At 69.7% G+C, this 26,559-nt stretch carries 25 protein-coding genes; 12 read left to right on the forward strand and 13 right to left on the reverse strand.

The features are described 5' to 3' along the window. The coding region (locus tag ABZ896_RS40050) for a polymorphic toxin type 27 domain-containing protein (RefSeq protein ID WP_360940159.1) at window positions 1-2,116 on the forward strand (2,116 nt) is incomplete at its 5' end. Window positions 2,117-2,132: 16 nt separating this feature from the next. Next, window positions 2,133-2,546 (forward strand): hypothetical protein, encoded by a 414-nt coding sequence (locus ABZ896_RS40055; protein WP_360940161.1) that lies wholly within the window; start codon window positions 2,133-2,135, stop codon window positions 2,544-2,546. 69 nt (window positions 2,547-2,615) lie between these two features. Here ABZ896_RS40055 and ABZ896_RS40060 read toward each other — a convergent pair whose 3' ends face one another. Together ABZ896_RS40060 and ABZ896_RS40065 are read right to left on the reverse strand one after the other, a co-directional pair. Next, window positions 2,616-3,341, reverse strand: coding sequence for a hypothetical protein (locus ABZ896_RS40060; RefSeq protein WP_360940163.1), 726 nt, complete (start codon window positions 3,339-3,341; stop codon window positions 2,616-2,618). 91 nt (window positions 3,342-3,432) lie between these two features. Continuing rightward, window positions 3,433-4,074, reverse strand: a complete 642-nt coding sequence (locus ABZ896_RS40065; protein WP_360940165.1) for a TetR/AcrR family transcriptional regulator — start codon at window positions 4,072-4,074, stop codon at window positions 3,433-3,435. Window positions 4,075-4,306: 232 nt separating this feature from the next. Here ABZ896_RS40065 and ABZ896_RS40070 point away from each other — a divergent pair, with 232 nt between their 5' ends. From ABZ896_RS40070 to ABZ896_RS40090, 5 genes are all read left to right on the forward strand, one after another. Further along, complete coding sequence (locus tag ABZ896_RS40070) at window positions 4,307-5,284, forward strand: tetratricopeptide repeat protein (RefSeq protein ID WP_360940167.1); 978 nt, start codon at window positions 4,307-4,309, stop codon at window positions 5,282-5,284. Window positions 5,285-5,946: 662 nt separating this feature from the next. Continuing rightward, a complete protein-coding gene (locus ABZ896_RS40075) occupies window positions 5,947-6,606 on the forward strand; it encodes a DUF6230 family protein (protein ID WP_360940169.1) in 660 nt (219 codons plus the stop codon). A 195-nt stretch (window positions 6,607-6,801) separates the two neighbouring features. Beyond that, the gene (locus tag ABZ896_RS40080; RefSeq protein WP_360940171.1) at window positions 6,802-7,404 is read left to right on the forward strand and encodes a DUF6114 domain-containing protein; all 603 of its coding nucleotides are present in this window, start codon (window positions 6,802-6,804) and stop codon (window positions 7,402-7,404) included. Window positions 7,405-7,408: 4 nt separating this feature from the next. Then, the gene (locus tag ABZ896_RS40085; RefSeq protein WP_360940173.1) at window positions 7,409-8,725 is read left to right on the forward strand and encodes a hypothetical protein; all 1,317 of its coding nucleotides are present in this window, start codon (window positions 7,409-7,411) and stop codon (window positions 8,723-8,725) included. Window positions 8,726-8,732: 7 nt separating this feature from the next. Next, window positions 8,733-9,311, forward strand: a complete 579-nt coding sequence (locus ABZ896_RS40090; protein WP_360940175.1) for a hypothetical protein — start codon at window positions 8,733-8,735, stop codon at window positions 9,309-9,311. Between the two features lie 61 nt (window positions 9,312-9,372). On the opposite strand, the gene pyk is transcribed toward ABZ896_RS40090, so the two are convergent. The 3 genes from pyk to pta form a co-directional block, all read right to left on the reverse strand. Beyond that, window positions 9,373-10,800, reverse strand: coding sequence for a pyruvate kinase (gene pyk / locus ABZ896_RS40095; RefSeq protein WP_360940177.1), 1,428 nt, complete (start codon window positions 10,798-10,800; stop codon window positions 9,373-9,375). 85 nt (window positions 10,801-10,885) lie between these two features. Next, window positions 10,886-12,088: an acetate kinase gene (locus ABZ896_RS40100; RefSeq protein WP_360940179.1), complete on the reverse strand. Its 1,203-nt coding sequence runs from the start codon at window positions 12,086-12,088 to the stop codon at window positions 10,886-10,888. Next, complete coding sequence (gene pta / locus ABZ896_RS40105) at window positions 12,085-14,175, reverse strand: phosphate acetyltransferase (protein ID WP_360940181.1); 2,091 nt, start codon at window positions 14,173-14,175, stop codon at window positions 12,085-12,087. The genes ABZ896_RS40100 and pta overlap by 4 nt, the downstream gene beginning before the upstream one ends. A 181-nt stretch (window positions 14,176-14,356) precedes the next feature. Between pta and ABZ896_RS40110 the strand changes: the two genes are divergently transcribed. Next, window positions 14,357-15,382, forward strand: coding sequence for an ATP-dependent 6-phosphofructokinase (locus ABZ896_RS40110; protein ID WP_360940183.1), 1,026 nt, complete (start codon window positions 14,357-14,359; stop codon window positions 15,380-15,382). 17 nt (window positions 15,383-15,399) lie between these two features. Here the strand turns inward: ABZ896_RS40110 and ABZ896_RS40115 are convergent, their stop codons facing one another. Continuing rightward, complete coding sequence (locus ABZ896_RS40115; protein WP_360940185.1) at window positions 15,400-16,107, reverse strand: helix-turn-helix transcriptional regulator; 708 nt, start codon at window positions 16,105-16,107, stop codon at window positions 15,400-15,402. Window positions 16,108-16,285: 178 nt separating this feature from the next. Between ABZ896_RS40115 and ABZ896_RS40120 the strand changes: the two genes are divergently transcribed. Further along, a complete protein-coding gene (locus ABZ896_RS40120) occupies window positions 16,286-16,741 on the forward strand; it encodes a PPOX class F420-dependent oxidoreductase (protein WP_360940187.1) in 456 nt (151 codons plus the stop codon). A 15-nt stretch (window positions 16,742-16,756) separates the two neighbouring features. Here ABZ896_RS40120 and ABZ896_RS40125 read toward each other — a convergent pair whose 3' ends face one another. The 4 genes from ABZ896_RS40125 to ABZ896_RS40140 form a co-directional block, all read right to left on the reverse strand. Next, the gene (locus tag ABZ896_RS40125; protein ID WP_360940189.1) at window positions 16,757-17,581 is read right to left on the reverse strand and encodes a carbohydrate ABC transporter permease; all 825 of its coding nucleotides are present in this window, start codon (window positions 17,579-17,581) and stop codon (window positions 16,757-16,759) included. Then, complete coding sequence (locus ABZ896_RS40130; protein ID WP_360940191.1) at window positions 17,578-18,456, reverse strand: sugar ABC transporter permease; 879 nt, start codon at window positions 18,454-18,456, stop codon at window positions 17,578-17,580. Before ABZ896_RS40130 ends, ABZ896_RS40125 begins: the two co-directional genes overlap by 4 nt. Then, window positions 18,453-19,817, reverse strand: a complete 1,365-nt coding sequence (locus ABZ896_RS40135; RefSeq protein ID WP_360940193.1) for an extracellular solute-binding protein — start codon at window positions 19,815-19,817, stop codon at window positions 18,453-18,455. Before ABZ896_RS40135 ends, ABZ896_RS40130 begins: the two co-directional genes overlap by 4 nt. 73 nt (window positions 19,818-19,890) lie before the next feature. Beyond that, window positions 19,891-20,298 (reverse strand): MerR family transcriptional regulator, encoded by a 408-nt coding sequence (locus ABZ896_RS40140; RefSeq protein ID WP_360940195.1) that lies wholly within the window; start codon window positions 20,296-20,298, stop codon window positions 19,891-19,893. A gap of 91 nt (window positions 20,299-20,389) precedes the next feature. On the opposite strand from ABZ896_RS40140, the gene ABZ896_RS40145 reads away from it, so the two are divergent. Further along, complete coding sequence (locus ABZ896_RS40145) at window positions 20,390-21,100, forward strand: SDR family oxidoreductase (RefSeq protein ID WP_360940197.1); 711 nt, start codon at window positions 20,390-20,392, stop codon at window positions 21,098-21,100. A gap of 158 nt (window positions 21,101-21,258) precedes the next feature. Here ABZ896_RS40145 and ABZ896_RS40150 read toward each other — a convergent pair whose 3' ends face one another. Further along, complete coding sequence (locus ABZ896_RS40150; RefSeq protein ID WP_360940199.1) at window positions 21,259-22,101, reverse strand: 5'-methylthioadenosine/S-adenosylhomocysteine nucleosidase; 843 nt, start codon at window positions 22,099-22,101, stop codon at window positions 21,259-21,261. Window positions 22,102-22,127: 26 nt separating this feature from the next. Between ABZ896_RS40150 and ABZ896_RS40155 the strand changes: the two genes are divergently transcribed. After that, a complete protein-coding gene (locus ABZ896_RS40155) occupies window positions 22,128-22,679 on the forward strand; it encodes a hypothetical protein (RefSeq protein ID WP_360940201.1) in 552 nt (183 codons plus the stop codon). A gap of 15 nt (window positions 22,680-22,694) precedes the next feature. Here the strand turns inward: ABZ896_RS40155 and ABZ896_RS40160 are convergent, their stop codons facing one another. Both ABZ896_RS40160 and ABZ896_RS40165 read right to left on the reverse strand, forming a co-directional pair. Further along, window positions 22,695-23,381, reverse strand: a complete 687-nt coding sequence (locus ABZ896_RS40160) for a response regulator (protein ID WP_360940203.1) — start codon at window positions 23,379-23,381, stop codon at window positions 22,695-22,697. Continuing rightward, window positions 23,378-25,021, reverse strand: coding sequence for a sensor histidine kinase (locus tag ABZ896_RS40165; protein WP_360940205.1), 1,644 nt, complete (start codon window positions 25,019-25,021; stop codon window positions 23,378-23,380). The genes ABZ896_RS40160 and ABZ896_RS40165 overlap by 4 nt, the downstream gene beginning before the upstream one ends. Before the next feature lie 149 nt (window positions 25,022-25,170). Here ABZ896_RS40165 and ABZ896_RS40170 point away from each other — a divergent pair. Next, window positions 25,171-26,559, forward strand: a 1,389-nt coding sequence (locus ABZ896_RS40170; protein ID WP_360940207.1) for a cation:dicarboxylase symporter family transporter, incomplete at its 3' end; no start/stop codon positions are given.

A 26,559-nucleotide genomic window follows, 5' to 3' on the forward strand; every position in this document is an offset into this window, starting at 1 on the left:
GATGACGCTGACCGTGCCGCTCGTCGAGGCGCCGGTGTCGGGGTTGGCGGGCACCTGGGTGCCGTACGAGTTCATGGTGGTGTCGCCGGGCTTCGAGGCGGCCGCGGCCGACGCGAAGGGCGCCAAGGCGGAGTCCGACAAGGCGAACGCGGCGGCCAAGATCGCCAAGACAGAGGCCGCGGCCGCCCGTTCCGAGGCGCAGCAGACCGCGAACTGGGCGGCGGTGACCGCCGGCAAGGCCCAGGCTGCCGTGGCGTCCTCGCTCGCGGCCCGCGACTCCGCCGCCGCCGCGACCCGGCCGGCGCAGGAGGCGATCGCCCTCGGCACGCCCTACCAGCAGGAGGACAGCTCCGCCGCGTTCGCGGTCCTGACGGGGCAGTCGTCCCTGACGGTGGCCCAGCAGCAGGCGGCCGCCGCGGCTGCCACGGCCGGTCTCGCCGAGGAGTTCTCGGCCGAGGCGAAGGCCCTCGCGGCGCAGGCCGCGGCCGACATGAAGCTGGCCCTGGAGGCGTCGGCCGCTGCTGCCGCCGACGCGCTGCGCGCCGCCAAGGCGTACCAGCGGGCGCAGGCCTCGGCCAACCAGGCCGCGGCCGACGCCAAGGCCGCGCAGGCGTCGGCGACCCGTGCCGACGGCTACGCGATGTCGGCCGGTGAGGACGCGCTGGCGGCGAACTGGGCGGCGAACGACGCCGAGACGGACGCCGCCGCCGCCGACAACGCGGCGACGGAGGCGGAGCACGACGCGGCCCACGCCCGCGAGGTCGCCACCCAGGCGGAGGCCGACGCGGCCGCCGCCCGTACCGCCGCCGACAAGGCTGAGATCGACGCGACCGCCGCCGAGAAGGCCGCCGCGGGCGCCCGTGACGCGGCCGAGGAGGCCCAGGCCGCGGCGGACCGCACCGAGTCCGCCGGCAGCGGCGAGCAGATTCAGCAAGGTGTCACCACCGGCATCGACGGTGTGTGGGCGGTGCTCGACCACATCGAGTACATCGGTGACCCGGCGAACGTCGACAAGGACAACTGCAACCCGATCATCCACATCGGTGACTGCACGATCACGGCGGACGTCACGTACAGGTCGCACGTCGAGCTGTACATGTGCCTGTCGGAGTCCTTCACGGGCACCTGCCCGGCCGCCGACACGCTCTACCTCGGCCCCGAGGTGACCGAGGCGGAGACGAAGAGGCTCAGCCACACGCTGTCGATGACCGAGTTCAACGCGGGCATCGACCCGATCGACATCCTCCTCGGGGACTTCATCGGCTGCGCCAAGCTGATGACCCCGGGTCTGTCCGGCGGCAGCTGGGGCGATTGCGCCTGGGCGGCCAGCTGGTTCGTCGCGGGCGTGATCTTCCGGACGGCGAAGGCCGCGGTGATGGCGATGGACGCGGCCATCAAGACGGGCGTCGGATTCATCGACGCCTTCCACGCGCTCCGCACCATGGGTCTGACGGAGGCCGCCGTCCAGGGCATCATCCGCAAGATCTTCCAGCGGGTCGGCGTGGCGTGCGAGGTGGCGGACACCGCGACCTTGAAGGTCGCGTCGTACTCCGTCATGGCGGCGTCGTCCGACGACGAGATCGTCAAGGAGTGCCAGAAGGTCCTCAAGGATCTCGTGAAGGACGGTGATCACATCGTCCTCGGCGTCAACGCCGGCCCGGACAGGCCCGGCTCAGACAACCTGGCCGGCGTCGTCGGCGGTCAGACCTTCAACGGCAAGCCGTACGCCACCGAACTGCCCGCAAGCATGGGCCTGGGGGTGCGCGCCATCTGGACGGTGGGTGTGGAGCGGGCAGTGATCAACCCCAACGTGAAGATCACGGTGTCCCTGGACGGTCTCGGCACAAGGGACCCCAACGAGGCGCTGAGCCTGCTTCTGACACGAGGGGAGACGATCACGAGCAGCGACTGGGCGCTCATCCAGGCCGACGGATACGGAACCGCCTGGGAGATGATCAAACTCCGTACGGCAGTCCGGCTGGGGGAGCGTAACTGGAGGTCCATCGAGTGGCGCATGTGGAACCCCGAGACAAAGGAGTACGACGTCGTCAAGCCTGAGCGCTTCAGGTACCCCGACATCAACGGAAAGCCGGGAGAGCTGGTGCCCGACGAGTGAGAAGGAAAGAGTGGTCATGACGGATTTCGTCCGAGAGGGGCGGCTCTTCAAAGTGAGCGGGTTCAACCCCTCGCACCGCCAGCTCTTCCTGACCAGTGAGGCCCTGCCCGAGGACCGGACCACGACGAGGGTCGAGGTCTACATCGGGCATGTGGAACTGATGCTCCTGAAGCCTTTCTACGGAAACGGGCTCCACATCCGACGGGCGGCCGCCGAGGAGTTCGCCGTGCTCAGCGAACGGCACGGCATTCCGGCGGAGGACGCCGAATACACCTGGATGCTGGAACGGGACGGCGACAGCTTCGTCGTCGGCGGCCACCCGTCCTGGCGGGAGGCGGAGTACAAGCTGATGGTGGACCGGACGTCGTTGTACGACGCGAGCAAGCCCTGGCCGCCGGAGTACCCGGTGGAATCGGGGCACGTCAGCTGAGCGAATAGGAAAGGGGCTTCCCCGGTGCACAGAGCACCGGGGAAGCCCCTTCGTTTCGGAATTCTGTTGTCAGTCCAGCTTCTCCAACTGCGCCTTGATCGTCGCCTCCGGAATCGCGCTCTTCTCCGGCGTCAGCATGTTGAGGCCGTAGAACGCCGCGATCACCCCGCCCTTGCGGACGATGGTGTACGTCATCGTCACGGACTGCTTGTTCACGACGTTCGTGATGCGGTAGCCGACCGCGTCGTCCCCGAGGGACGGGTCCTTGAGCTGCTTGACGTCCTTGTACGTGAGCCCCAGCGTCTTGAAGCCCTTGGCGCACTTCTTCAGAGACGTGCGCAGGTCGGTCATGACCCGCTCGGCGTTCTCCTCGGAGTGGGAGGCCAGCCACATCGAGCCGATCGTGGCGTTCTTCGCCTCGGACGGTTGCAGCGAGCGGTGTTCGACGCTGACCGCCTTGATGTGGGTGTAGCCCCCGGCGAGGCTCGCGATCGGCTGGCACTCGGCCTTGTCGGCCTCCATGTCCTGGCCCGCGAGCGCGTCCGCCTCGGACACCTTCTTGAACTCGAAGCCCGCGTTCTTCCCGGAGATCGTCGACTTCTCCAGCGACGCCGGGTCCATCGCCCCGATGCGCTTCGCCTCCGCCTCCGCCTTCTCGGCGGCGCTCGTCGGCGAGCTCTTCGTGGTCGGCGACGCCTTCTTTTCGGCCGTTTCGTCGGAATCCCCGCTGCACGCGGATATCAACAACAGGGCCGGCAGTGCGGCGACCACCGGAAGGGCCTTTCGGAGTCTCATTTTTCTTCCTGACACTTGTCGCAATATGCGGCAGCGGGCATCGGTGGAAGGATCTTACCGACGGAATGCGGCTTTCCCTATTACGTTTTGACTACGCGGGCTCGCCCGTTTCGGAAGCCGCTCCCGCAAGTCCCAGCAGCAGTACCCGAGTCAGGCTGTGCACCCACTCCGCGTCGGCCGGTTCCGAGCTCACCAGGCAGCGGTGGACGACCGCCCCCGCGACGATGTCGAAGATGAGGTCCGCGGTGCGGGCGGACTCCGACGGGTCTGTCTCCGGGGGGAGTTCGCCGCGTGCCTGGGCCCGGGCCCGGCCCTCCAGGACCAGGCGCTTCTGGCGTTCGACGATCGAGGAGCGGATGCGTTCGCGCAGGGCGTCGTCGCGGATGGACTCCGAGACGACGGCCATCAGGCCGCTCTTGGCCTCCGGGCGGGCCAGGATCGACGCGAACTGGAGGACCACGCCCTCGATGTCGGCGGCGAGGGTGCCGCTGTCGGGGAGTTCGAGTTCGTCGAAGAGTTCGGCGACAGCGTCGACGACGAGTTCGTTCTTGCCGGCCCAGCGGCGGTAGAGGGTCGTCTTCGCGACGCCCGCGCGCATCGCCACGTCGCCCAGGGTGAGCTTCGACCAGCCCAGCTCCACCAGCGCCTGACGGGTCGCCGCGAGGATCGCGGTGTCCGCGGCGGCGCTGCGCGGGCGCCCTGTGGCCCGTGGGGCGGGGGTGCGGCTCTGCATCCGTCGACCATAACCGGCGGTTCTTGTGGCGCAGTGAGGGAGATCACCGGGTAGGGGTGTCGGGGAGGCACTCGGTGCCATTACGCTACGACTCGTAGCGAAAGCTCGTGACAGACGTACGCGAGTGACGCATCACACGGCGTGGGGTGGGGACCCGGCGCCGACGACCACGGGAACGAACGGCTTTCACACCGCTTTTCACAGACGCGGGCGGACGGGGGAGGATAGACGCATGCAGCCACGGAACATGTCCATGAGCGGTGTCGTCGACCTCGCCGCGGTGAAGGCGGCCCAGGAGGCCAAGGCGAAGGCGGAGCAGGCGCGCGCCGAAGCGGCCCGGCAGGGTGGCGGCACCGGAGCCGTCTCCCCGGCCGATCTCGTCATCGACGTCGACGAGGCGGGCTTCGAGCGCGAGGTCCTCCAGCGGTCCACCGAGGTCCCGGTCGTCATCGACTTCTGGGCCGAGTGGTGCGAGCCCTGCAAGCAGCTGAGCCCGGTCCTCGAACAGCTCGTCGTCGAGTACAACGGCCGCCTCCTCCTCGCCAAGATCGACGTCGACGCCAACCAGATGCTGATGCAGCAGTTCGGGGTGCAGGGCATCCCGGCCGTCTTCGCCGTCGTCGCCGGTCAGGCCCTGCCGCTCTTCCAGGGGGCCGCCGGCAAGGAGCAGATCCAGCAGACCCTGGACCAGCTGGTGCAGGTCGCCGAGCAGCGCTTCGGGCTCACCGGCCTCACCGTCGACCCGGACGCCGCGCCGGGTGCCGTCGCCGAGGCGGCTCCCATTCCCGCGGGGCCGTACGACGCCCTGCTGGAGGCCGCCGTACACGCGCTGGACGCGGGGGACTTCGGGGGCGCGGTGCAGGCGTACAAGAACGTACTGAGTGAGGACCCGGGCAACAGCGAGGCCAAACTGGGGCTCGCGCAGGCCGAGTTGCTGGGCCGAGTGTCGAGCGTGGACCCGCAGCAGGTGCGCAGGGACGCGGCCGAGAAGCCGGGGGACGCGCGGGCGCAGATCGCCGCCGCCGACCTGGATCTGGTGGGCGGCCATGTCGAGGACGCGTTCGGGCGGCTCATCGACACCGTGAAGCGGACGGCGGGGGACGACCGGGACGCCGTACGGCTGCGGCTGCTGGAGCTGTTCGAGGTCGTCGGCGCGGACGATCCGCGGGTGGCGGCGGCGCGCAGAGCGCTGGCGCGGGCGCTGTTCTGAGCCGAACGCACGAGCGGGGCGACGGCCCGGTTCTGACCAGTCGCTAAACATGACGCCATGTGATGCCCGAGTGAAAGATTTGCCGATCGGGCACAGGTGCGGCCGCGCTTTACCAAAACTTGGTAATCGCGGCCGCTGTTACTTCCAGTAAGTCAGGGCCGTTGATCTGTCGGATTCTGTCCATCGATCAACCGCTTTGTCACCCGCCTCTCTGCCACCCTGTGTCGTCGTCCGAGACCAGCGGGTCGTTGTTCGGTTATCCGGCCGTTACTACCGAGTAACGAAGCCCCTTGTGCGGGCGGCGAGAATGCACCACGATCGGCGACGCTCGGTCCATTCCCGTATCCCGACAGCCGGTCGGGTCGCGGGAGCCTCTGGGTCCCCACCGAGCAGAGCCGGCGGCAGTGGCGCCGGCTCTTGGACAGGGGGGTCTTCGCCGACTCGGCGGAGCCTGTCCAGCAAGGTTGTGCGTGATGCGTGTCAGGCGCGACCAGTGGTTGTCGCTCGGGGGTGATCGCCGGTGATCGGTGCGCGGTTCGCGCCTCCGAGGACAGGCGCTCTCCTTCCCGAGGACGTAGCACTTCTCCCATCCCTGCCCGGCTGAGCCGTCCTTTCGACAGGGGCAGTCAGGGCCGGAGATGTACGTCCGAGAAGGAGGAAATATGGAGTCCCAGGTGCGTGGCGGGACCAGATGGAAGCGGTTCGCTGTGGTCATGGTGCCCAGCGTCGCCGCGGCCGCGGCGGTGGGTGTCGGGCTGGCGCAGGGTGCGCTCGCCGCGTCGTTCAGCGTTTCCGGCCAGGAGTTCAAGGTGTCCGCCGGACACCTCGAGGGTCAGGGCTTCGCCCAGTACGGCGGCATCGACACCGGCTACACGTCGACCGACGGCAAGACCAAGGGCGCTGTGCACCCGGTCGCGATCTCGTCGTTCAAGACGGCTCAGATCACGAACATGTGCCAGTCGGTCAAGACCGAGGTCCCGCTCATAGGCAAGACGATCTACCTTCGTCTTGAGGCGGGTCCGGACGCCGACCACAAGGTCAAGGCCGAGAACCTCTACATCGACGTCGCCCAGCTCGACGCCGACGCGACGTTCAAGAACATCGACATCGGTGTTGCCGCTCAGGACACCGCCGCGAGCAAGGGCGGCAAGGGTCCGGAGGTCAAGGACACGAGCGTGCTGCCGGGCGGCTTCGCACAGCAGGCGGAGTCGGCCGACCTGACCGACGTCAAGCAGACCGCGTGGGCCACCACGGCCGGCACCTTCCAGCTCAGCGGCCTGAAGATGCGCCTCGGCACGAGCGCCAGCATGGAGTGCTTCTGACGGCTGAGGCCGTGGGAAGCGATCCAGGACAGCTGAGTTGCTGAGGGGGCGGGGAAGCCGGTGCTTCTCCGCCCCGCGTGCCCGCCTCGGCGCCCGCGTCGGACGACACGCACACAGACAGAGACTTTCCGGCTTCTCCAGGTCAACGGCCGAGCCGCCGGTACGTACTTCCACCGGATCCAGGGAGCTTTTTCCATGAGTGCCGAGACTCCGGTCCAGAGCGCCGGGACCTTCACCCGGCTGCGCCTGCGATTCCGTGCCTGGCGAGGCGCGCGGCCGTTCTGGGCGGGCCTGTTCACGTTGCTCGGCGGGCTGCCGATCGCATACTTCCCGTACGCCACCCTCAAGCTGGGCACCATGTCGATCGCCATGGCGACCACGGCGGGCGCCGGCTCCCTCATCATCGGCGTACTGCTCGTCACGCTGGGCCTGACCATGTGGTTCCAGCAGGCCACGCGCGTCTTCGCCGGCGTCGCCTCGATCGTGCTCGCCCTGGTGTCCCTGGTGGTCTCCAACATCGGCGGATTCATCCTGGGCTTCCTGTTCGCGCTGATCGGTGGCGCGCTCGCCGTCTCGTGGGCGCCGGGCAAGCCGAAGGCCGAGGCCGAGGGAGCACACGACGCGGACCAGGGACCCGCGGGCGAGGGTGCCGCGGAGCCGGCTCCCGGCTTCGCCGCCGAGCCCGGAACGTCGTACCAGGAGCCGTACCCCGGTGCCGACCCCACCGGAGCACCCGACCGCACGCCCGAGAACGCCTGGGCCGGCGACGACGCCATCGGGGGTCACCGTGTCGGCTGAGGAGATGTCCGGCGAGAGCCTCACGGTCGTCGCGCAGGCCAGATCCGGGCCCCGGCACGCCGCGCCGAAGAAGCCGTTGTTCACCCGGTTCCATGTGCCGGCCGGGCGGGCGATAGCCATGGCGGCGATGCCCACGGCGGTGCTCATGGGCCTCGGGTTCACCCCGACTCTCGCGCTGGCCGACGACACGCCCACCGCCAAGAGCCTCACGGCGGACGAGTACAAGGACTGTGTCGCGGCGGTGGAGGGCGACGACGCCTCGGCCTCGGCCAGCCCCTCGCCGTCGGCTTCGGCGAGCGCGTCGGACGACTCCAAGGGTTCCTCGGACTCCTCGGACTCCTCGGACAACGACTCCTCGGGCTCCACCGGTTCGGGCTCTGAAGGCTCGTCGGATTCAGGTTCCGACGACACGGCCACGCCCACGCCGACCCCGTCCGCCTCCGCGACCAAGGAGACCAGCTCCTCCTCCGGCTCGGGCAGCACCGCCACGCCGACCCCGTCGGCCTCCGAGAGCAAGGACAGCAACCTCCTGGAGGACATCGGCAACGCGCTCACCGACGTTCTCACGGGCGGCAGCAGCTCGTCGTCCGACGAGGCGTCCGCGAGCCCGTCGCCGTCCGCGTCGGACTCCGCGACCACCGACAGCGCGTCGGACACCGTCAAGGAGACGACCGAGAAGGTCACCGACACGGCGTCGAAGGCGGCCGAGGACACCTCCAAGACCACCGAGGACACCGTCAAGGCGGCCGCGGAGGCCACCAAGGCGGCCGCGGAGGCGGCGGACGACGCCACGGCCTCCCCGAGCCCCTCCGGGAGCTCCAGCGCCGACGCCGTCGACCCCGAGGACTGCCCGGTCGCCACGGACGCCGTGGGCGACGCCGAGAGCGGTCTGACGGTCGCGGACGACCCCTGGACCCTGAAGGCCAGCTCGCTGCTGCTGAAGGGCGCCGACTACAAGGGCGTCGTCGAGGTCAAGACCGCGAGCGGCAAGACCAAGAAGGTGCTGAAGTACGTCATCTCCGGCGGCACCGACATCGGCGACCTGCACCAGCTCGTCACCGACCGCGGCCGGACCTACCACGTGCAGGCGGGCAAGGGCACGACGTCCACCATCACGGACGGCGACACGGTGATGTACACCGAGAGCATCTCCGGCAATCTGCTGGGGCTGATCCCGATCACGTTCAGCCCGGACAGTCCGCCGCCGCTGAACATCCCGCTGATCTACTTCACGAACGTGACGGTCAAGCAGGCCGCGCAGTACGGCGGGACGCTGCATGTGCCGGGGATGCACCAGTACGTCACCGAGGGAACCAGCTGAGGTTCGGGTGACCGGACCCTTCGACGACTTGTTCCGGCTCGACCTCGACGGGCATGTGCGTCGGTGGTCGGCGCCGGGCGTCGCGACGGTCGACGGGGACCTGAGCCAGTGGATGGCCGCGGCCCAACAGTTCGCCGCCCGGCTTCAGGTCTATCCGGACGGGCCGACCTGGGTGACCGACGAGCAGTGGCGCGAGATCGGGTACGCGTGGGCGGCGCTGCTCGCGGCTGCCGAGCGGTCCACCGGGGAGCAGCGCAACGAGTGGCTGCTGCGGGACCTGTGGCTGCGGTCCTGGCTCCTGGACCACATGGGGCCGCGCGCGGGCGTCGCGCTGCTCGACCCCGAGACTCTGCTGGAACGCGCGCTCGCCGCCATGCCCATGTCCGTGGAGGAGGCCGTCCGGCTGGCCGCGTGGTGGCGGGACGTGAAGCCGGACGAGGTTCTGCCCAACCGTGAGCGGGTCCTGGCGCTTCGGATGATCCGGCGCTTGCTCGCCACGGTGCGGTCGCTGGCCCCGCTCCTCGCGGACCACCCCCGCTGGGCCGAGGTCCAGGCGTGGGAGCGGTTGGCCCCCGAACTGCCGTGACACACACCGAGGGCGCCCCCTGCCGAGCAGGGAGCGCCCTCCGTCGTCGTACGGCAGATGCCTACTGCTGTGCCCCGCCCATGTGGTGCACCCGCAGCATGTTCGTCGTGCCCGCGACGCCGGGGGGTGAGCCGGCGGTGATGATGACGATGTCGCCCGGGTTGAAGCGGTTGATCTTGGCGATCTCCTGGTCGACCATGTCGACCATCTCGTCCGTGGTGTTCACGAACGGCACCACGTGCGACTCCACGCCCCAGCTGAGGGTGAGCTGGTTGCGGGTGTTCTCGTCGGTGGTGAAGGCGATGACCGGCTGCGACGCGCGGTAGCGCGAGAGACGGCGGGCGGTGTCGCCGGACTGGGTGAAGGCCACCAGACCGCGGCCGCCGAGGAAGTCGGCGATCTCGCAGGCCGCGCGGGCGACCGAACCGCCCTGTGTGCGGGGCTTCTTGCCGGGGACCAGCGGCTGCAGGCCCTTCGACATCAGCTCCTGCTCGGCCGCGACGACGATCTTCGACATCGTCTTCACGGTCTCGATCGGGTACGCGCCGACCGAGGACTCGGCGGACAGCATGACCGCGTCCGCGCCGTCCAGGATCGCGTTGGCCACGTCGGAGGCCTCGGCGCGGGTGGGGCGGGAGTTGGTGATCATCGACTCCATCATCTGGGTCGCCACGATCACCGGCTTGGCGTTGCGGCGGCACAGCTCGATGAGGCGCTTCTGCACCATCGGGACCTTCTCGAGCGGGTACTCGACGGCCAGGTCACCGCGGGCCACCATGACGGCGTCGAACGCCATCACGACGTCCTCCATGTTCTCCACCGCCTGCGGCTTCTCCACCTTGGCGATGACGGGGACCCGGCGGCCCTCCTCGTCCATCACGCGGTGGACGTCGTCCACGTCCTTGGCGTCGCGGACGAAGGACAGCGCGACCATGTCGCAGCCCATGCGGAGCGCGAAGCGGAGGTCCTCGACGTCCTTCTCGGACAGCGCCGGGACGTTCACCGCCGCGCCGGGGAGGTTGATGCCCTTGTGGTCGGAGACGACACCGCCCTCGATGACGATCGTCTTCACCCGGGGGCCCTCGACCTCGGTGACCTTCAGCTCGACGTTGCCGTCGTTGATGAGGATCTGGTCGCCCTTGGACACGTCGCCGGGCAGGCCCTTGTAGGTCGTCCCGCAGATGGTCCTGTCACCGGGGACGTCCTCGACGGTGATGACGAACTCGTCACCGCGCTCCAGCTCCACCGGACCCTCGGCGAAGGTCTCCAGGCGGATCTTCGGGCCCTGCAGGTCGGCGAGGACACCGATGGCCCGGCCGGTCTCCTTGGCGGCGGCACGGACGCGGTCGTACCGCCCCTGGTGCTCGGCGTGCGAGCCGTGGCTGAAGTTGAAGCGGGCCACGTTCATGCCGGCTTCGATGAGCGCGACAAGCTGCTCGTGGGAGTCGACCGCGGGGCCGAGAGTACAGACGATTTTCGAACGGCGCATGGGGCGATCCTATCGGTTTGTTTCGCTACGGAATATTCCGTCTGGTGGAAGACGCAAATGAGGGGAGGGGTGCTCAGTTGTCCGCTCAGTTCTCTCCGACCAGTGCGTAAGTCTGGGTCGCGATTTCCAATTCTTCATCCGTCGGCACCACCGCGATTGTTACTCGCGAGTTCGCCCGCGAGATCAGCCGCGGTTCGTCCGCGCGTACGGCGTTCAGCCCCGGGTCCAGGGACAGTCCCAGCTCCTCCAGGCCCGCCACGGCGGCCTCCCGCACCGGCGCCGCGTTCTCCCCGACCCCGGCCGTGAACGCGATCGCGTCGACCCGGCCGAGCACCGCGCAATAGGCGCCGATGTACTTCTTCAACCGGTGAATGTAGATGTCGAAAGCGAGCTTCGCCTGTTCGTCGCCCTCGTCGATCCGCCGGCGGATCTCCCGCATGTCGTTGTCCCCGCACAACCCGATCAACCCGCTCTTCTTGTTGAGAAGAGTGTCGATCTCGTCCGTGGACATTCCGCCAACACGCATCAAATGGAAGATGACGGCCGGGTCCAGGTCTCCGGAGCGGGTACCCATCACGAGCCCCTCCAACGGCGTCAGCCCCATGGAGGTCTCCACGCACCGTCCGCCCCGCACGGCCGACGCGGACGCGCCGTTGCCCAGGTGCAGCACGATCACGTTCACCTCGTCCGGCGACCTCCCGAGCAGCTTCGCCGTCGCCCGGGAGACGTACGCGTGCGAGGTGCCGTGGAAGCCGTAGCGCCGGATGCGGTGCGCGTCGGCGGTCTCCACGTCGATCGCGTAGCGCGCGGCCGGCTCCGGCATCGTGGTGTGGAACGCGGTGTCGAACACGGCGACCTGCGGCAGGTCCGGGCGCAGCGCCCGCGCGGTGCGCAGCCCGGTGAGGTTGGCCGGGTTGTGCAGCGGGGCGAGCGGGACGAGCCGCTCGATCTCGGCGAGCACGGCGTCGTCGACCACGGTCGGCTCGGTGAACGACTGCCCGCCGTGCACCACCCGGTGCCCGACGGCGGCCAGCTCCGGCGAGTCCAGGCCGAGCCCGTCCTTCGCCAGTTCCTCCGCTACGGCCTTCAGCGCGGCGTCGTGATCGGCGATCGGGCCGGTCCACTCCCGGGAGCCGCCACCCCGGGGCGTGTGCTTCAGCCGCGAGGACCGCTCACCGATCCGCTCGACGAGCCCGGTCGCCAGCCGGCCTTCGTCCCGCATGTCGAGCAGCTGGTACTTCAGCGACGAGGAACCGGAGTTGAGGACGAGGACGCGGGTGGCGCTCACAACTGGGCAGCCTTCTCAGTAGGGTTCTGGGCCTGGATCGCCGTGATGGCGACCGTGTTGACGATGTCCGAGACCAGCGCGCCCCGGGACAGGTCGTTGACGGGCTTGCGCAGGCCCTGGAGGACCGGCCCGACGGCGATCGCGCCGGCCGAACGCTGCACGGCCTTGTAGGTGTTGTTGCCGGTGTTCAGGTCGGGGAAGATCAACACGCTGGCCTGGCCCGCGACTTCGGAGCCCGGCAGCTTGGTCTCGGCGACGCTCGGCTCGACCGCGGCGTCGTACTGGATCGGCCCCTCGATCTTGAGGTCGGGCCGCCGCTGCCGTACCAGCTCGGTCGCCTGCCGGACCTTGTCGACGTCGGCGCCCGAACCGGACGTACCCGTGGAGTACGACAGCATCGCGATCCGCGGCTCCACGCCGAACTGCTCGGCGGTGCCGGCCGACTGTATGGCGATGTCGGCCAGCTGCTCGGCGTCCGGGTCGGGGTTCACGGCGCAGTCGCCGTACACCAGCACCTTGTCGGCGAGGCACATGAAGAACACGGACGAGACGATCGAGGCGTCCGGCCGGGTCTTGATGATCTCGAAGGCCGGGCGGATCGTCGCGGCCGTGGAGTGCACCGAGCCGGACACCATGCCGTCGGCGAGGCCCTCCTGGACCATCAGCGTGCCGAAGTAGTTCACGTCGGAGACGACGTCGTAGGCGAGTTCGACGGTGACGCCCCGATGGGCCCTGAGGGCCGCGTACTTCTCGGCGAAGGAGTCGCGCAGTTCGCTGGTGGCCGGGTCGATCAGCCGGCAGCCGCCGAGGTCGATGCCGAGGTCGGCGGCCTTCTTGCGGATCTGGTCGACGGGCCCGAGCAGGGTCAGTTCGCACACGCCCCGGCGCAGCAGCACCTCGGCCGCGTGCAGCACGCGCGGCTCGGTGCCCTCGGGCAGGACGACCCGGCGCAGGTCGGAGCGGGCCGTCTCCAGCAGCTTGTGCTCGAACATCATCGGCGTGAGGCGGTCGCTGCTCGGTGCCGAGAACCGGCGGGCGAGGTCCGCGGTGTCGGCGTAGCGCTCGAAGAGGCCGAGCGCGGTCTCCGCCTTGCGTGGCGTGGCCGCGTTCAACTTCCCCTCCAGGGAGAAGAGTTCGGCGGCGGTGGGGAAGCTGTTGCCGGGCACCGAGAGGACCGGGGTGCCGGGGGCGAGGCGGGCGGCGAGGGTGAGGATGTCGTCGCCCGGGACCTCGTTCAGGGTCAGCAGCACACCCGCGATCGGCGGGGTGCCGGCGCTGTGCGCGGCGAGCGCGCCGATCACCAGGTCCGCGCGGTCGCCCGGAGTCACCACCAGGCAGCCGGGGGTCAGCGCGGACAGGAACTTCGGCAGCATCGCCCCGCCGAAGACGAAGTCCAGGGCGTCCCGGGCGAGCCCCGAGTCGTCGCCGAGGACCACCCTGGCGCCCAGGGCCTGGGCGACCTGGGAGACGGTGGGCGCGGACAGGGCGGGCTCGTCGGGCACGACGTAGCAGGGCACCGGCAGCCGGCCGGACAGCCGCCCGGCGATCTCCTCGCGGTCCTCCCGGCCCACCCGGTTGGTCACCATCGCCAGGACGTCGCAGCCGAGGCTCTCGTAGGCCCGGAACGCGTTGCGGGTCTCGGCGAGCACGGACTCGGTGGTCTGCCCGCGGCCGCCGACGACCGGGATCACCGAGGCGCCGAACTCGTTGGCGAGCCGGGCGTTGAGGGACAGCTCGTCGGGGAGCTGGGTGTCGGCGAAGTCGGTGCCGAGGACCAGGACGACGTCGTAGTCGCGGGCCACCACGTGGAAGCGGTCGACGAGGGTCGAGACCAGCTCGTCGGTGCCGCGCTCGGCCTGGAGCGCGGACGCCTCGTGGTAGTCCATGCCGTAGACGGTGGCCGGGTCCTGGGCGAGCCGGTAGCGGGCGCGCAGCAGTTCGAAGAGCCGGTCCGGACTGTGGTGGACCAGGGGCCGGAACACCCCCACCCGGTCGACCTGCCGGGTCAGCAGCTCCATGATCCCCAGCTCGACGACCTGGCGGCCGTCCCCCCGGTCGATCCCGGTCACGTACACGCTGCGGGTCACGCCTGCTCACTCCGTTTCCTTGCCGACACCGACGCGCCCACCTGGGCGGGCGCGATCCCCTCGACGGTACCTCCGGCGCCGGACGGGGCGCCCGCCAGCAGGGGTGCGACGGTGTCGCGGGGGACGTGGAAGAATTGGGACGGTCTCACCGGTACCGACAGCGAGCAGGAGACACAGCACGATGCGCATCGGAGTTCTCACCGCAGGCGGCGACTGCCCCGGCCTGAACGCCGTGATTCGGTCGGTCGTGCACCGCGCCGTCGACAACTACGGCGACGAGGTCATCGGCTTCGAGGACGGCTACTCCGGCCTCCTCGACGGCCGCTACCGCTCCCTCGACCTGGACAGCGTGAGCGGCATCCTGGCCCGCGGCGGCACCATCCTCGGCTCCTCCCGCCTGGAGCGCGACCGGCTGCGCGAGGCGTGCGAGAACGCCTCCGACATGATCCACGAGTTCGGCATCGACGCGCTGATCCCGATCGGCGGCGAGGGCACGCTGACCGCGGCCCGCATGCTCTCCGACGCCGGCCTCCCGGTCGTGGGCGTGCCGAAGACGATCGACAACGACATCTCCTCCACCGACCGCACCTTCGGCTTCGACACCGCGGTCGGCGTCGCAACCGAGGCGATGGACCGCCTCAAGACCACCGCCGAGTCCCACCAGCGCGTCATGGTCGTCGAGGTCATGGGCCGGCACGCGGGCTGGATCGCCCTGGAGTCCGGCATGGCCGCCGGCGCCCACGGCATCTGCCTGCCCGAGCGGCCCTTCGACCCGGCCGACCTGGTCAAGATGGTCGAGGAGCGCTTCGCCCGCGGCAAGAAGTTCGCCGTGGTCTGCGTCGCGGAGGGCGCGCACCCCGCCGAGGGCACCATGGACTACGGCACCGGCGAGATCGACAAGTTCGGCCACGAGCGCTTCCAGGGCATCGGTACGGCACTGGCGTACGAACTGGAGCGGCGCCTCGGCAAGGAGGCCAAGCCGGTCATCCTCGGCCATGTGCAGCGCGGCGGTGTGCCGACCGCGTACGACCGCGTCCTCGCCACCCGGTTCGGCTGGCACGCGATCGAGGCCGCGCACCGCGGGGAGTTCGGGCGGATGACCGCGCTGCGCGGCACCGACATCGTGATGGTGCCGCTCGCGGAGGCGGTGACCGAGCTGAAGACGGTCCCCAAGGACCGGATGGACGAGGCGGAGTCGGTCTTCTAGATCTTTCAGGTCCGTGTCTACGGGTGACTCTCGACGGCCGCCCAGAAGCGGTCCACGATCCGGTCGAGGAACTCCTGCCCGGCCGTGCCGTCGGGGGCGTCGGCGCCACCGCCCCAGCTGAGGGTCGCGACCATCTGCCGCTGGTACTGCCGGTGCAGCTCCTGGAGCGTGTCCTCCAGGAGACGCCGGCCCAGCGGCACCAGCTTGGCGACCGGACGGACGTAGGCCTGCCAGCGGGTGCTGACCGCGTTGCGCAGATACTCCGCGAGCCGCGGCTCCCGCCCCGCTACGGCGACGAGTTCCGGCAGGTTCAGGTCCATCAGCTCGGCGAGCGCGGCGGACTGGCGGTCGGTGCCGCGCCATTCGCCGAGTTCCTCCATGCCCAGGTACATGAGGAGTTCGAGCCCCACCGCGCGGGCCACGTCCTCGGGGGCGAGGCCGCGCGCGACGCGGTGCTCGCGCAAGGTGCGCGGGCGGCCGATGAGTTCACCGGGGGAGCACCACAACACCCCCGCGAGAGCGGTCAGTTCCGGACTCGTCGGCGAGACGATCCCGCGCTCCCACGCGACCACGAGATCCGGGGTGACGTAGGGCAGTCCGTAGGAGACCCGCATGCCGTAGGCGACATGCTCCGGCCCCATGGCGAGGGCGATCCGGAGTCTGCGGGCGTTGGCGGCGTCGAAGGGCGGTCCGGGCTGGTTCGGCAAGGCTGGGGGGCGGCGCACGGCCCACAAACTAGGGAAGCGCGACGGCGGTGACTACGGTCAGTTCGGCCAGGAATACGGATTGTAGGAATCTACGGCTACGGGCCGGTAGCGGGCCTGGCCGAAGATCGTCTGTCGGCGGGGCGGGCCGGGTGGCGAGGATGGCGCCGGACGCTCGCGCGGGTGGCCGGAAAGGGACGTGATCTTCGTGTATGAAGTGAATGGCAAGGTAGAGGGGCATATTCGCGAGCGGCTGCTGGCGCCGAACTTCTGGCATCTCGCGACCGTCGGCCCGGACGGAGCGCCGCAGGTCTCGCCCATGTGGGCGGATCTCGAAGGTGAGTACGTCATGGTCAACACGGCGATGGGGCGGGTGAAGGAGGAGAACCTGCGGCGCAATCCGAACGTTTCCCTCTCCCACCACGACCCGGAGAACCCCTACGACCGCGTCGAGATCCGGGGCCGGGTCGTCCGGTTCGTGGAGGGCGAGGAGGCGGAGCGGTCGATGGACCGGCTCACCCGGAAGTACATCGGGGAGGAGCGGTATCCGTGGCTGCTGCCGGGGGAGCGCCGGGTGATGTTGTTGATCGAGCCGGTGAGGGTGCGGCGGGTGGTGGGGGTGGAGCCGTTCCGTCCCGGGGTGTTGCCGTCCTGACTTTTCGGGCGGGGCTCAGCCTTTGACCGCGCCGCCCAGCGCGAAGCCTCCTCCCAGTCTTCTGGCGATCAGCACGTACAGCAGGATCACCGGTGTCGAGTAGACGATGGAGAAGGCCGCGAGCTGGCCGTACGCGACCATTCCGCGGTTGCCGAAGAACTCGTTGATGCTGACGGACGCGGGCATCTGATCGGGCGTCAGCAAGAGCATGAAGGGGACGAAGAAGTTCCCCCACATCATGACGAAGGAGAAGACGGTCACGACGGCGACCCCCGGGCCCATCAGCGGGAGCACGATCCTGATCAGCGACTGGAGGGAGTTCGCGCCGTCGGTCCAGGCGGCCTCCTCCAGTTCCTTCGGCACGCCGTCCATGAAGTTCTTCATCAGCCAGATGGCGAACGGGAGTTGGGAGGCGGCGAAGAAGAGGATCGTGCCCTGGAGGGTGTCGATGAGGTCGACCCGGACGAACAGCGCGTACACCGGCACCATGATCGCGGTGATGGGCAGACTGGTCGCGAAGAGGACCGTCAGCAGGAACGGCCGGTTCAGCCGGGACCTGAACCGGGAGAGCGGGTAGGCCGCGAGGGCCGCGCACGCCACCGTGAGCGCGGTCGCCCCGCCGCACAGGATCAGGCTGTTGAGCAGCGGGGTGAAGGTGATGTCGGCGGTCAGGACGGCGTCGAAGTTGGCGGTCGTGAGGCCGTCCGGGACCTTCACCCTGAGGTCGGCGTGCGGGTCGAAGGCGGACAGCAGGACCCAGGCGAGCGGGAGCACGAACGCGGCGGCGAGGGCGAGGAGTCCGGCGTCGGCGGCGAGGCGGTGTCGTGACCTGTGCTTCACAGTTCCGTCCTCAGCAGGCGCATGTAGACCACGGAGAACAGGGATCCGACGAGCAGCAGAAGCAGGGCGACCGCGGTGCCGTACCCGATCATGCTGTTCTGGAAGGCCTGTTCGTACATGAACAGCGGCAGGGTCTGGCTCCGGTCCCCGGGACCGCCCCTCGTCATCACCCAGATCAGCCCGAACACCGAGAGCGTCTGCAGGGTGTTGAGCATCAGGTTGGTGCCGATGGAGCGCCGGATCATCGGCAGGGTGATGTGCCACATCCGGCGCCAGCCGCCCGCGCCGTCCACCTCGGCGGCCTCGGTGATCTCCTGGGGGATCTCGGCGAGGGCCGCGGTGTAGACGAGCATCGAGAAGGCGGTGCCGCGCCAGACGTTCGCGAAGGACACGGCGAGGATGGGCAGCGTGAACAGCCAGTTCTGGCGCGGGAGATGGAGGGCGTCGAGGATCGCGTTGAGGGTGCCCTCCTTGCGGAAGAAGGCGTAGAGGAGGAACCCCGCGACGACCTCCGGCAGCACCCACGCCGTGATCACGATCCCGCCGGTGAGCGTGCGGACCGGCTTCGAGGCGCGCCGCATGAGTGAGGCGAGGGCCAGGCCCAGGGTGTTCTGCCCGAGGAGCGAGGAGATGACGGTGAACACCAGCGTCAGCCATACGGCGTTGAGGAACTCCTCGTCCCCGAAGGCCCGCCGGAAGTTCTCGAAGCCGACGAAGGAGGACTCGGCCTGACCGGTCAACTGGAGGTCGGTGAAGGCGATGTAGGCGCAGTAGGCGATGGGGCCGGCGAGGAAGAGGGCGAGGAGGATCACGGCGGGGGTGACGGGGAGGGCACGGAGGAGGGAACGGGCCGGGGCGTGGGCGCCGGGGCTCACCGCTGGGTCACTTGGTCGTCGGTGACGTCCTTGAGGGTGTCGTCGTACGCCTTGACCGCCTCCTCGACGGACGTGTCGCCGGTCGTGACGCCCTCCATGGCCTCCTGGATCGCGGTGGAGACCCTCGGGTACGCCGGGTAGGCGGGCCGGTAGTGGGTGCTGGCGACGAGGTCGGTGAAGAACTCGATGCCGGGCTGGGCCTTGACGTAGGCCGGGTCCTCGGCGACGTCCTGGCGTACGGCGATACCGGAGTTGGCTATGTACCACTTCTGCGCGTTCGCCTTGGTCTGCATGGTCTTCACGAACTCGAAGGCGAGGTCGGGGTTGGCCGCCTTCGCCGGCACCGACCAGGTCCAGCCGCCGGACATGCTGACCTTGCCGGGGGCCTGGCCGTGCTGGGTGGGCATGTGGGCGAGGCCCAACTTGCTCGACCACTCGGGCCATTCGTGCCCGCTGCCTTCGAGCCAGTCCTGCGGGAGCCAGGAGCCGTCCAGGTTGATCCCGAGCTTGCCCTTGGGCAGCAGGTCGCCGCGGACGATCGTCTGGATGTTGGGGTCGAGGGCGGTCGAGACATCGGGCCCGAGCTTCTCCCGGTAGACGGTCTCGACGAAGCCCAGGGCGTCCTCGAAGCCCTGCCCCGCGGTGAGCCACTTGCCGGAGGCGTCGTCGTAGAGGCGGTCCTCAGTGCCGTACAGGAGCATCTCGAAGCCCTGCATGGTGGCGGCCTCGCCGGCGGGTTTTCCCGTGTAGACGTTGAGGGGCGTGACATCCGGGACCCTGCGCTTGATGGTGCGGGCCGCGTCGAGGACCTCGTCCCAGGTCTTCGGCTGCCAGTCGGCGGGGAGGCCGGCCTTGGTGAAGATCCCCTTGTCGAACCAGAGTCCGCGGGTGTCGGTCCCGTCCGGGACGCCGTACGTCTTGCCGTCCTGGCCCTTGGCCGCGGTCTTGGCGGTGTCGATGAACTGGGCCCAGTCCGGCCACTTGGCGAGGTAGCCGTCGAGCGGCTTCAAGTACCCGCTGGTGATGTCGGAGTTGATGAGGAAGGTGTCCTCGTAGACGAGGTCCGGGGCGGTCTTGGGGGAGCGGAGCATCTGCTGGAGCTTGGTGTAGTACTCCGAGTCCGGGGCCTTGACGGGGACGAACTCGACCTCCTTGCCGGGGTGCTGCTTCTCGAACTGCTTCTTGATGTCCGCGAGGTACTCGTCCATGACGTGGATCGAGTTGTCCGTGGACTGCTTGAAGGAGACCTTCACGGTGTCCGGGTCGCTGCCGGAGCCGCCGCTGCACGCGGTGAGGGTCGTGGCGGCGGCGAGAACGGTGGTGAGCAGGGCGGTTGTTGCGGCGGTGGGGCGCACGGGCATGACCTCCTGCGGGCGCACGTCGTTGTGGCCTGGGTGGGTGCCCGGTGAAGGTAGGTGGGGTGGTCCGGCCGGGTCAATGTGTGTGCGCGGGTCGGGTGTTGGGGAGCTCTTCGCCGAGTGAGGCCGGGCAGGCGTGCGCGCCCGGGTTCGTGGCGAGGGCGATCAGCAGGTCCAGGCGGCGGCCGGCCTCCTGGAGTTCGCCGACCTTCTCCTCGATACGGGCCCGCTCGACGACCAGCCGTCGCAGCAGCTCCGGGCCCAGGTCCTTGGCGTCGATGGCGGGCAGCAGGGTGGTGATCAGACGGCTGCCGAGACCGGCGGTGAAGAGCTGCTGGATGAGGGCGACGCGGTCCACGGCGGAGGGGTCGTAGGTGCGCTGGCCGCTGGGGGTGCGGTGGGGGCGGAGGAGGCCCTGCTCCTCGTAGTAGCGCAGGGCGCGGGTGCTTACGCCGGCTCTGGCGGCGAGTTCGCCGATGCGCATTGGTGCTCCTTGCCTTTGACGTCAACGTCAAGTTCTAGCGTGAGCGCCATGGGCGGCGGACCATCGCCCCCCCCCGCAGAAAGGGACACCTATGGACATCGCAGGTTCCACCGCACTCGTGACCGGGGCCAACCGTGGCATCGGCCGGTGCTTCGTCGAGGAGCTGCTGGCCCGGGGCGCGAAGAAGGTCTACGCGACGGCGCGCCGACCGGAGTTGATCGAGGCGACGGACCCGCGGGTCACGCCCCTGCACCTGGACCTGCTGGACGAGAGGTCGATCGAGGCTGCGGCGGAGGCCGCGGGGGATGTGACCCTGCTGGTGAACAACGCGGGGATCGCGACGGGTGCGGCGCTGCTGACCGGGGACCTGGACGCCGTCCGCCAGGACCTGGAGACCCACCTCTTCGGCACACTCCGCGTCATCCGGGCGTTCGCTCTCCGCCTGGACTCCGAGGGCGGTGGAGCGATCGTCAACATCCTCTCGGTGCTGTCGTGGGTGGCCACGCCCCAGGGCTCGGGCTCCTACTCGGTGGCCAAGGCGGCGGAGTGGAACATGACGAACGGGGTGCGGGTCGAGCTGGGCGGGCGGGGAATCCTGGTGCAGGGCGTCCACTTGGGAGCCGCCGACACCGACATGATGGCGGGCCGCGACGCCCCGAAGATCGACCCGGCGGAGGTGGCACGGGCCAGCCTCGACGGGGTGGCGGCGGGGGCGCTGGAGGTCCTGGTCGACGACCCGAGCCGGTTTGTGAAGGGGGCGCTGGCGGGAGATCCGGCGCAGCTGTACGGGACACCGGCCTGACGCTGTCGCTAGGGCCTGTCCGGCGGATCAGGCCGGCTGCAAGCAGCGGTTCTGGTGGGCGCAGGTGAGCGGGGCGGTGGGGGAGTCGGCAACCGACGGCAACGCCGCAGACAGGCGTGCCCAGCCCCGCGACGCCGGCATGATCCGCCGGACAGGTCCTAGCGCCGCGGCCCGGTCTGCTTGCCGATGACGGTGCCGTAGAAGGTGCCGTTGCGGAGGTCGATGTGGTCGCCGCTGTATCGCGTGCGCTCCTCCTCCGGGCGAGCGGTGCGGGCCCGGTGCTTGCGCAGTACTTCCACGGCGACCGAGGCGGCCTGTTCGGCGGCCCGTCGCTGGGAGCCTTCGGCGTCGGCCTCGTGCTTGCCGGCGTCGGCGCGGTCGCTGATCCCGCGGATCACCAACGCGTCCACCTGGCCGTTCAGATGGGCCGCGTGGGCCGCGCCGGAGCCCTCCATCTCGATCGCCGCCGCGTCGTTGTAGTGCTCGCGCAGGTGCCGGGCGATGTCGGACCGGGCGTCCGCCAGGACGACGTCACCCGCGGCGATCGGCTTGAAGTGGGCCCGTACGTCCGGCATGTCACGGACCGCTGAACGGGCGGCCTGGACAAGGGAGTTCGAGCCCGGCCAGGCCTCGGGCCGGACCAGGAAGCCCTTCGGGGTCTGCTTGCCGCCGTGGAGGGCGTACACCTTGGTGCCGACGACCACGTCCCCGATCCCGATGTCGTCCTTGAGGCTGCCGGCGACTCCGACGAAGAGGACGGCCTGCGGGTGCAGCCAGGAGACGAGCTGGGTGGTGAGCGCGGCGGTGTTCAGCGCACCCTCGCCCAACTCGGCGAGTGCGACAGCCCAGTTGGTGCCTGCGAGGCGTCCGCGCTCAACACGGGTTCCGGTCCCCTCGTGGACCAGTTCCTCGCGGCCGGTGAGGTAGCTGCGGACAGCCGCGTATTCGAGGGCGAGGGCGGTAAGGATCACCACGGTGGGATCGGTCTCCGGCACACTCATAAGGTACGCCGGGGGAGGAGAGTGAAGTGCCGGAACAGAACGTCACCGTCGGGCAGTTGCTGCTCGTCGAGTACCAGAGCCTCAAGGACGAGCAGAAGGCGCGGATCGGGTTCCGGGACAACCTGCTGTACGTGACGCTCGCGGTCGTGGCCGCCGTCATCGCGGCGGCGGCTCAGGCCGGGAGGACGTCGATGCTGCTCGCGTTGCCGCCGGTGTGTGTCGTGCTCGGGTGGACCTATCTCGTCAACGACGACAAGATCTCGGCGATCGGGAAGTACGTGCGGGACTCGCTCGGGCCGCAGCTTGCCGGGTTGGCCCAACCGGGCGGCTCCTTCGAGGCGTTCGCCTGGGAGACGGGGCATCGGGGAGATCCGCGGCGGAGGTCTCGTAAGGCGATCCAACTGGTCGTCGATCTGTCGGCGTTCTGTGTCGTGCCGCTGGCCGCGCTGGTGGTGTTCTGGGCGGACGTCGACGGGGGTGGGGCGCTCGTGGCGGTGTCGGTGCTGGAGGCGCTGGCGGTGGTGGGGCTCGCCTCGCAGGTGGTGTGGTACGCGAAGGGGGCGTCGGCCGCTGACTGAAGGTCCTACGGTCCGTCACTTCCCCCGAACCCACCGATAAACCAGTTCCGGTCTCCCCACCTGCCCATACACCGGCTTCCGCTCAGCCCTCCCCGCCTCCACCAAATGCTCCAGATACCGTCGAGCGGTGATCCGGGAGATCCCCACCGCCTCGGCCACGCCCGCCGCGGTGAGTCCCTCGCCGGCGTCCCGCACGGCACCCGTCACCCGTTCCAGCGTCGGCCCGCTCAACCCTTTCGGTAGCGCCGCAGGCGACGGCGCACGCAAAGCCGCGAGCGCCCGGTCCACCTCGTCCTGTCCGCTCGCCTCGCCCGCCGCGCCCCGGAATTCGGCGTACCGCACCAGCCGGTCCCGCAGGGTCGCGAAGGTGAAAGGCTTCAGTACGTGCTGCACGACCCCCAGCGACACCCCCTCCCGCACCACCGTCAGATCCCGCGCCGACGTCACCGCGATCACGTCCGCCTGATGGCCGGCCGCCCGCAGCGAGCGGGCGAACTGGAGGCCGTTCACATCGGGCAGGTGCAGGTCGAGGAGGAGCAGATCCACCGCCGTACGGTCGAGGATCCGCCGCGCCTCCGCCCCCGTGTGCGCCTTCCCGACCGCCACGAACCCCGGCACCCGGCCCACGTACATGACATGCGCGTCCGCGGCGACGGGATCGTCCTCCACCACCAGCACCCGGATGGGCGGTACGTCGTTCACGACGCGCCCCCCTTCGACGTCATCGGCTCGCGCGGGGCCGTCGTACGCAACGGCAGCCGTACCTCGAACTCCGCCCCGCCGCCCTCCGCCTCCGTCACGGACACGCTCCCTTCGTGCCGCTGTACGGCCTGTCGGGCGAGGGCCAGTCCGAGGCCCCGGCCGCCCGGTCCCGCCGGCTTCGTGGAGAAGCCGCGGCGGAACACCTCGTCGGCGTGCTCCGGGGAGACCCCGGGGCCCGTGTCCGACACCCGCAGGACCAGCTCCGAGCGCCCGGCATCGGCGTACGCCGTCACCGTCACGCGCGCCCGCACGCTGCCCTGCGCCGCGTCCACCGCGTTGTCGATCAGGTTGCCGAGGATCGTCACCAGGTCCCGGGCGGGCAACGACGAAGGCAGCAGCCCGTCGTCCAGGCGGCTCTCCTCGGACACCACCAGCTCCACGCCCCGTTCGTTCGCCTGCGCCGTCTTGCCCAACAGCAGGGCGGCCAGCACCGGTTCGCCGACCGCCGCCACCACCTGGTCCGTCAGGGCCTGCGCCAGCTCCAGTTCGGCGGTCGCGAAGTCCACCGCCTGTTCCGCGCGGCCCAGTTCGATCAGGGAGACGACGGTGTGGAGCCGGTTCGCCGCCTCGTGGGCCTGCGAGCGCAGCGCCTGCGTGAAGCCGCGTTCGGAGTCCAACTCTCCCATGAGGGACTGGAGTTCGGTGACATCGCGCAGGGTGACCACCGTGCCGCGGCGCTCCCCGCCCGACACCGGCGAGGTGTTGACGACCAGGACGCGTGAGGCCGTCAGATGCACCTCGTCCACCCGCGGCTCGGACGCCAGGAGCGCCCCCGTCAGCGGTGCGGGCAGTCCGAGGTCCGCGACCGAGCGGCCCACCACATCCCCTACGTCCAGCAGCTCCCGTCCGCCGTCGTTGATCAGCGCGACACGGTACTGCCCGTCGAGCATCAGCAGCCCCTCGCGTACGGCGTGCAGGGCGGCCTGGTGGTAGTCGTGCATACGGCTCAGCTCGGCGGCGTTCATGTTGTGGGTGTGCCGGCGCAGCCGGGCGTTGACCACGTACGTCCCCACGGCACCCAGTGCCAGCGCGCCCGCCGCGACCCCGAGCAGGGCCGTGAGCTGGCCCTGCACCCGTTTGCTGATCTTCTCGACCTGGATGCCGGCGCTGACCAGGCCGATGATCGTGCGGTGGTCGTCGTCGTAGATGGGGGTGACCGCGCGGACGGAGTAGCCGAGGGTGCCCTTGTAGGTCTCGGTGAAGGTGTAGCCGTTCAGCGCGCGCTCGGTGTTGCCGAGGAAGTGCTTGCCGATCTGGTCCTTGTCGGGGTGGGTCCAGCGGATGCCCCGCGGGCTCATGATCGTGACGAAGTCGACCTCCGCGTCGGCCATCACCCGCAGGGCGTACGGCTGCAGCTCGGCGGTGGGGTGGGCGGTGTGGATCGCCGCGCGCACCGAGGGGGAGTCGGCGACGGTCCGCGCCACCGCGGTGGCCTGGCTGCTCGCCGACTCCTTCGCCTGGCCGCGGTCGCTCACATAGGTGAACAGTGCGTATCCGGCCACGACGACCGCTATCAGCACGGCCTGCATGGCGAACAGCTGGCCCGCCAGGCTCCGGGGTCCGGGTACGGGGATGCGCATGTCGTCAGTCTGCCTCGTTGGCCGATTGTGAACTAAATGAACGGAAGGGTGACCGCCCTCACAGGGCAGGAGATAGTCACCCCATTCCTCATAGCCCGGACGTGAGCCGCACGCCGGTCATACCGACGAAGACGTCAAGGAGGGCAGCCGTGGCCGCCAGCACCCCCGATACGGCCCCCGTGGTCAAGAAGGACCGCACGCACTATCTCTACATCGCGGTGATCGTCGCGGTCGCCATTGGTATCGCCGTCGGCCTGATCGCCCCGGACTTCGCGGTCGAGCTGAAGCCGATCGGTACCGGCTTCGTGAACCTGATCAAGATGATGATCTCGCCGATCATCTTCTGCACGATCGTGCTCGGCATCGGTTCGGTGCGCAAGGCCGCCAAGGTCGGCGCCGTCGGCGGTATCGCGCTGGCGTACTTCATGGTGATGTCGCTGGTCGCCCTGGGTATCGGCCTGGTCGTCGGCAACATCCTGGAGCCCGGTACCGGCCTCGCCGTGACCGACGCGATCAAGGACGCGGGCCACGCCCAGGTCGACGCGGAGGCCAAGGACACCACCGAGTTCCTCCTCGGCATCATCCCGACCACCTTCGTCTCCGCCTTCACCGGCGGCGAGGTCCTCCAGACCCTGCTGATCGCCCTGCTCTGCGGCTTCGCGCTGCAGGCCATGGGCAACGCCGGCGCGCCGATCCTGCGCGGTGTCGAGCACATCCAGCGGCTCGTCTTCCGGGTCCTCGCGATGGTGATGTGGGCCGCCCCGATCGGCGCCTTCGGCGCGATGGCCGCCGTCGTCGGCTCCGCGGGCCTGGACGCCCTGAAGAGCCTCGCGGTCCTGATGCTCGGCTTCTACGTCACCTGTCTGCTGTTCGTCTTCGTGGTGCTCGGCACGCTGCTCCGGATCGTCGCGGGCCTGAACATCCTCACGCTCTTCCGCTACCTCAGCCGTGAGTTCCTGCTGATCCTGTCGACCTCCTCCTCCGAGTCCGCGCTGCCGCGGATCATCGCGAAGATGGAGCACATGGGCGTCAGCAAGCCCGTGGTCGGCATCACCATCCCGACCGGCTACTCCTTCAACCTCGACGGCACCATGATCTACATGACCATGGCCTCGCTGTTCGTCGCCGACGCCATGGGCACCCCGATGGCCGTCAGCGAGCAGATCCCGCTGCTGCTCTTCCTGTTCGTCGCCTCGAAGGGCGCCGCCGGTGTCACCGGCGCCGGTCTCGCGACCCTGGCCGGCGGTCTCCAGTCGCACAAGCCCGCCCTGGTGGACGGCATCGGCCTGATCGTCGGCATCGACCGCTTCATGAGCGAGGCGCGCGCCCTGACCAACTTCGCGGGCAACGCCGTCGCCACCGTCCTGATCGGCACCTGGACCAAGGAGATCGACCGCGAGCGCGTCGACCAGGTGCTCGCCGGTCACCTGCCCTTCGACGAGAAGACGCTCTGCGGCCGCGTGGTGGCCCGCGTCGTTCGTGTGGAAGAAGGGCAGGCCCATCAGGAGGTCGGTGGACGGCGGGGTCACCTCCAGGGC

The organism is Streptomyces sp. NPDC047072 (assembly GCF_040643855.1).
Lineage (GTDB): Bacteria > Actinomycetota > Actinomycetes > Streptomycetales > Streptomycetaceae > Streptomyces.

Bases quoted from the DNA above. Each gene is read 5' to 3' on its own strand.
- ABZ896_RS40055 (WP_360940161.1), top strand. From the start codon at position 2,133: ATGACGGATTTCGTCCGAGAGGGGCGGCTCTTCAAAGTGAGCGGGTTC.
- ABZ896_RS40060 (WP_360940163.1), bottom strand. From the start codon at position 3,341: ATGAGACTCCGAAAGGCCCTTCCGGTGGTCGCCGCACTGCCGGCCCTG.
- ABZ896_RS40065 (WP_360940165.1), bottom strand. From the start codon at position 4,074: ATGCAGAGCCGCACCCCCGCCCCACGGGCCACAGGGCGCCCGCGCAGC.
- ABZ896_RS40070 (WP_360940167.1), top strand. From the start codon at position 4,307: ATGCAGCCACGGAACATGTCCATGAGCGGTGTCGTCGACCTCGCCGCG.
- ABZ896_RS40075 (WP_360940169.1), top strand. From the start codon at position 5,947: ATGGAGTCCCAGGTGCGTGGCGGGACCAGATGGAAGCGGTTCGCTGTG.
- ABZ896_RS40080 (WP_360940171.1), top strand. From the start codon at position 6,802: ATGAGTGCCGAGACTCCGGTCCAGAGCGCCGGGACCTTCACCCGGCTG.
- ABZ896_RS40085 (WP_360940173.1), top strand. From the start codon at position 7,409: ATGTCCGGCGAGAGCCTCACGGTCGTCGCGCAGGCCAGATCCGGGCCC.
- pyk (WP_360940177.1), bottom strand. From the start codon at position 10,800: ATGCGCCGTTCGAAAATCGTCTGTACTCTCGGCCCCGCGGTCGACTCC.
- ABZ896_RS40110 (WP_360940183.1), top strand. From the start codon at position 14,357: ATGCGCATCGGAGTTCTCACCGCAGGCGGCGACTGCCCCGGCCTGAAC.
- ABZ896_RS40135 (WP_360940193.1), bottom strand. From the start codon at position 19,817: ATGCCCGTGCGCCCCACCGCCGCAACAACCGCCCTGCTCACCACCGTT.
- ABZ896_RS40140 (WP_360940195.1), bottom strand. From the start codon at position 20,298: ATGCGCATCGGCGAACTCGCCGCCAGAGCCGGCGTAAGCACCCGCGCC.
- ABZ896_RS40145 (WP_360940197.1), top strand. From the start codon at position 20,390: ATGGACATCGCAGGTTCCACCGCACTCGTGACCGGGGCCAACCGTGGC.
- ABZ896_RS40150 (WP_360940199.1), bottom strand. From the start codon at position 22,101: ATGAGTGTGCCGGAGACCGATCCCACCGTGGTGATCCTTACCGCCCTC.
- ABZ896_RS40165 (WP_360940205.1), bottom strand. From the start codon at position 25,021: ATGCGCATCCCCGTACCCGGACCCCGGAGCCTGGCGGGCCAGCTGTTC.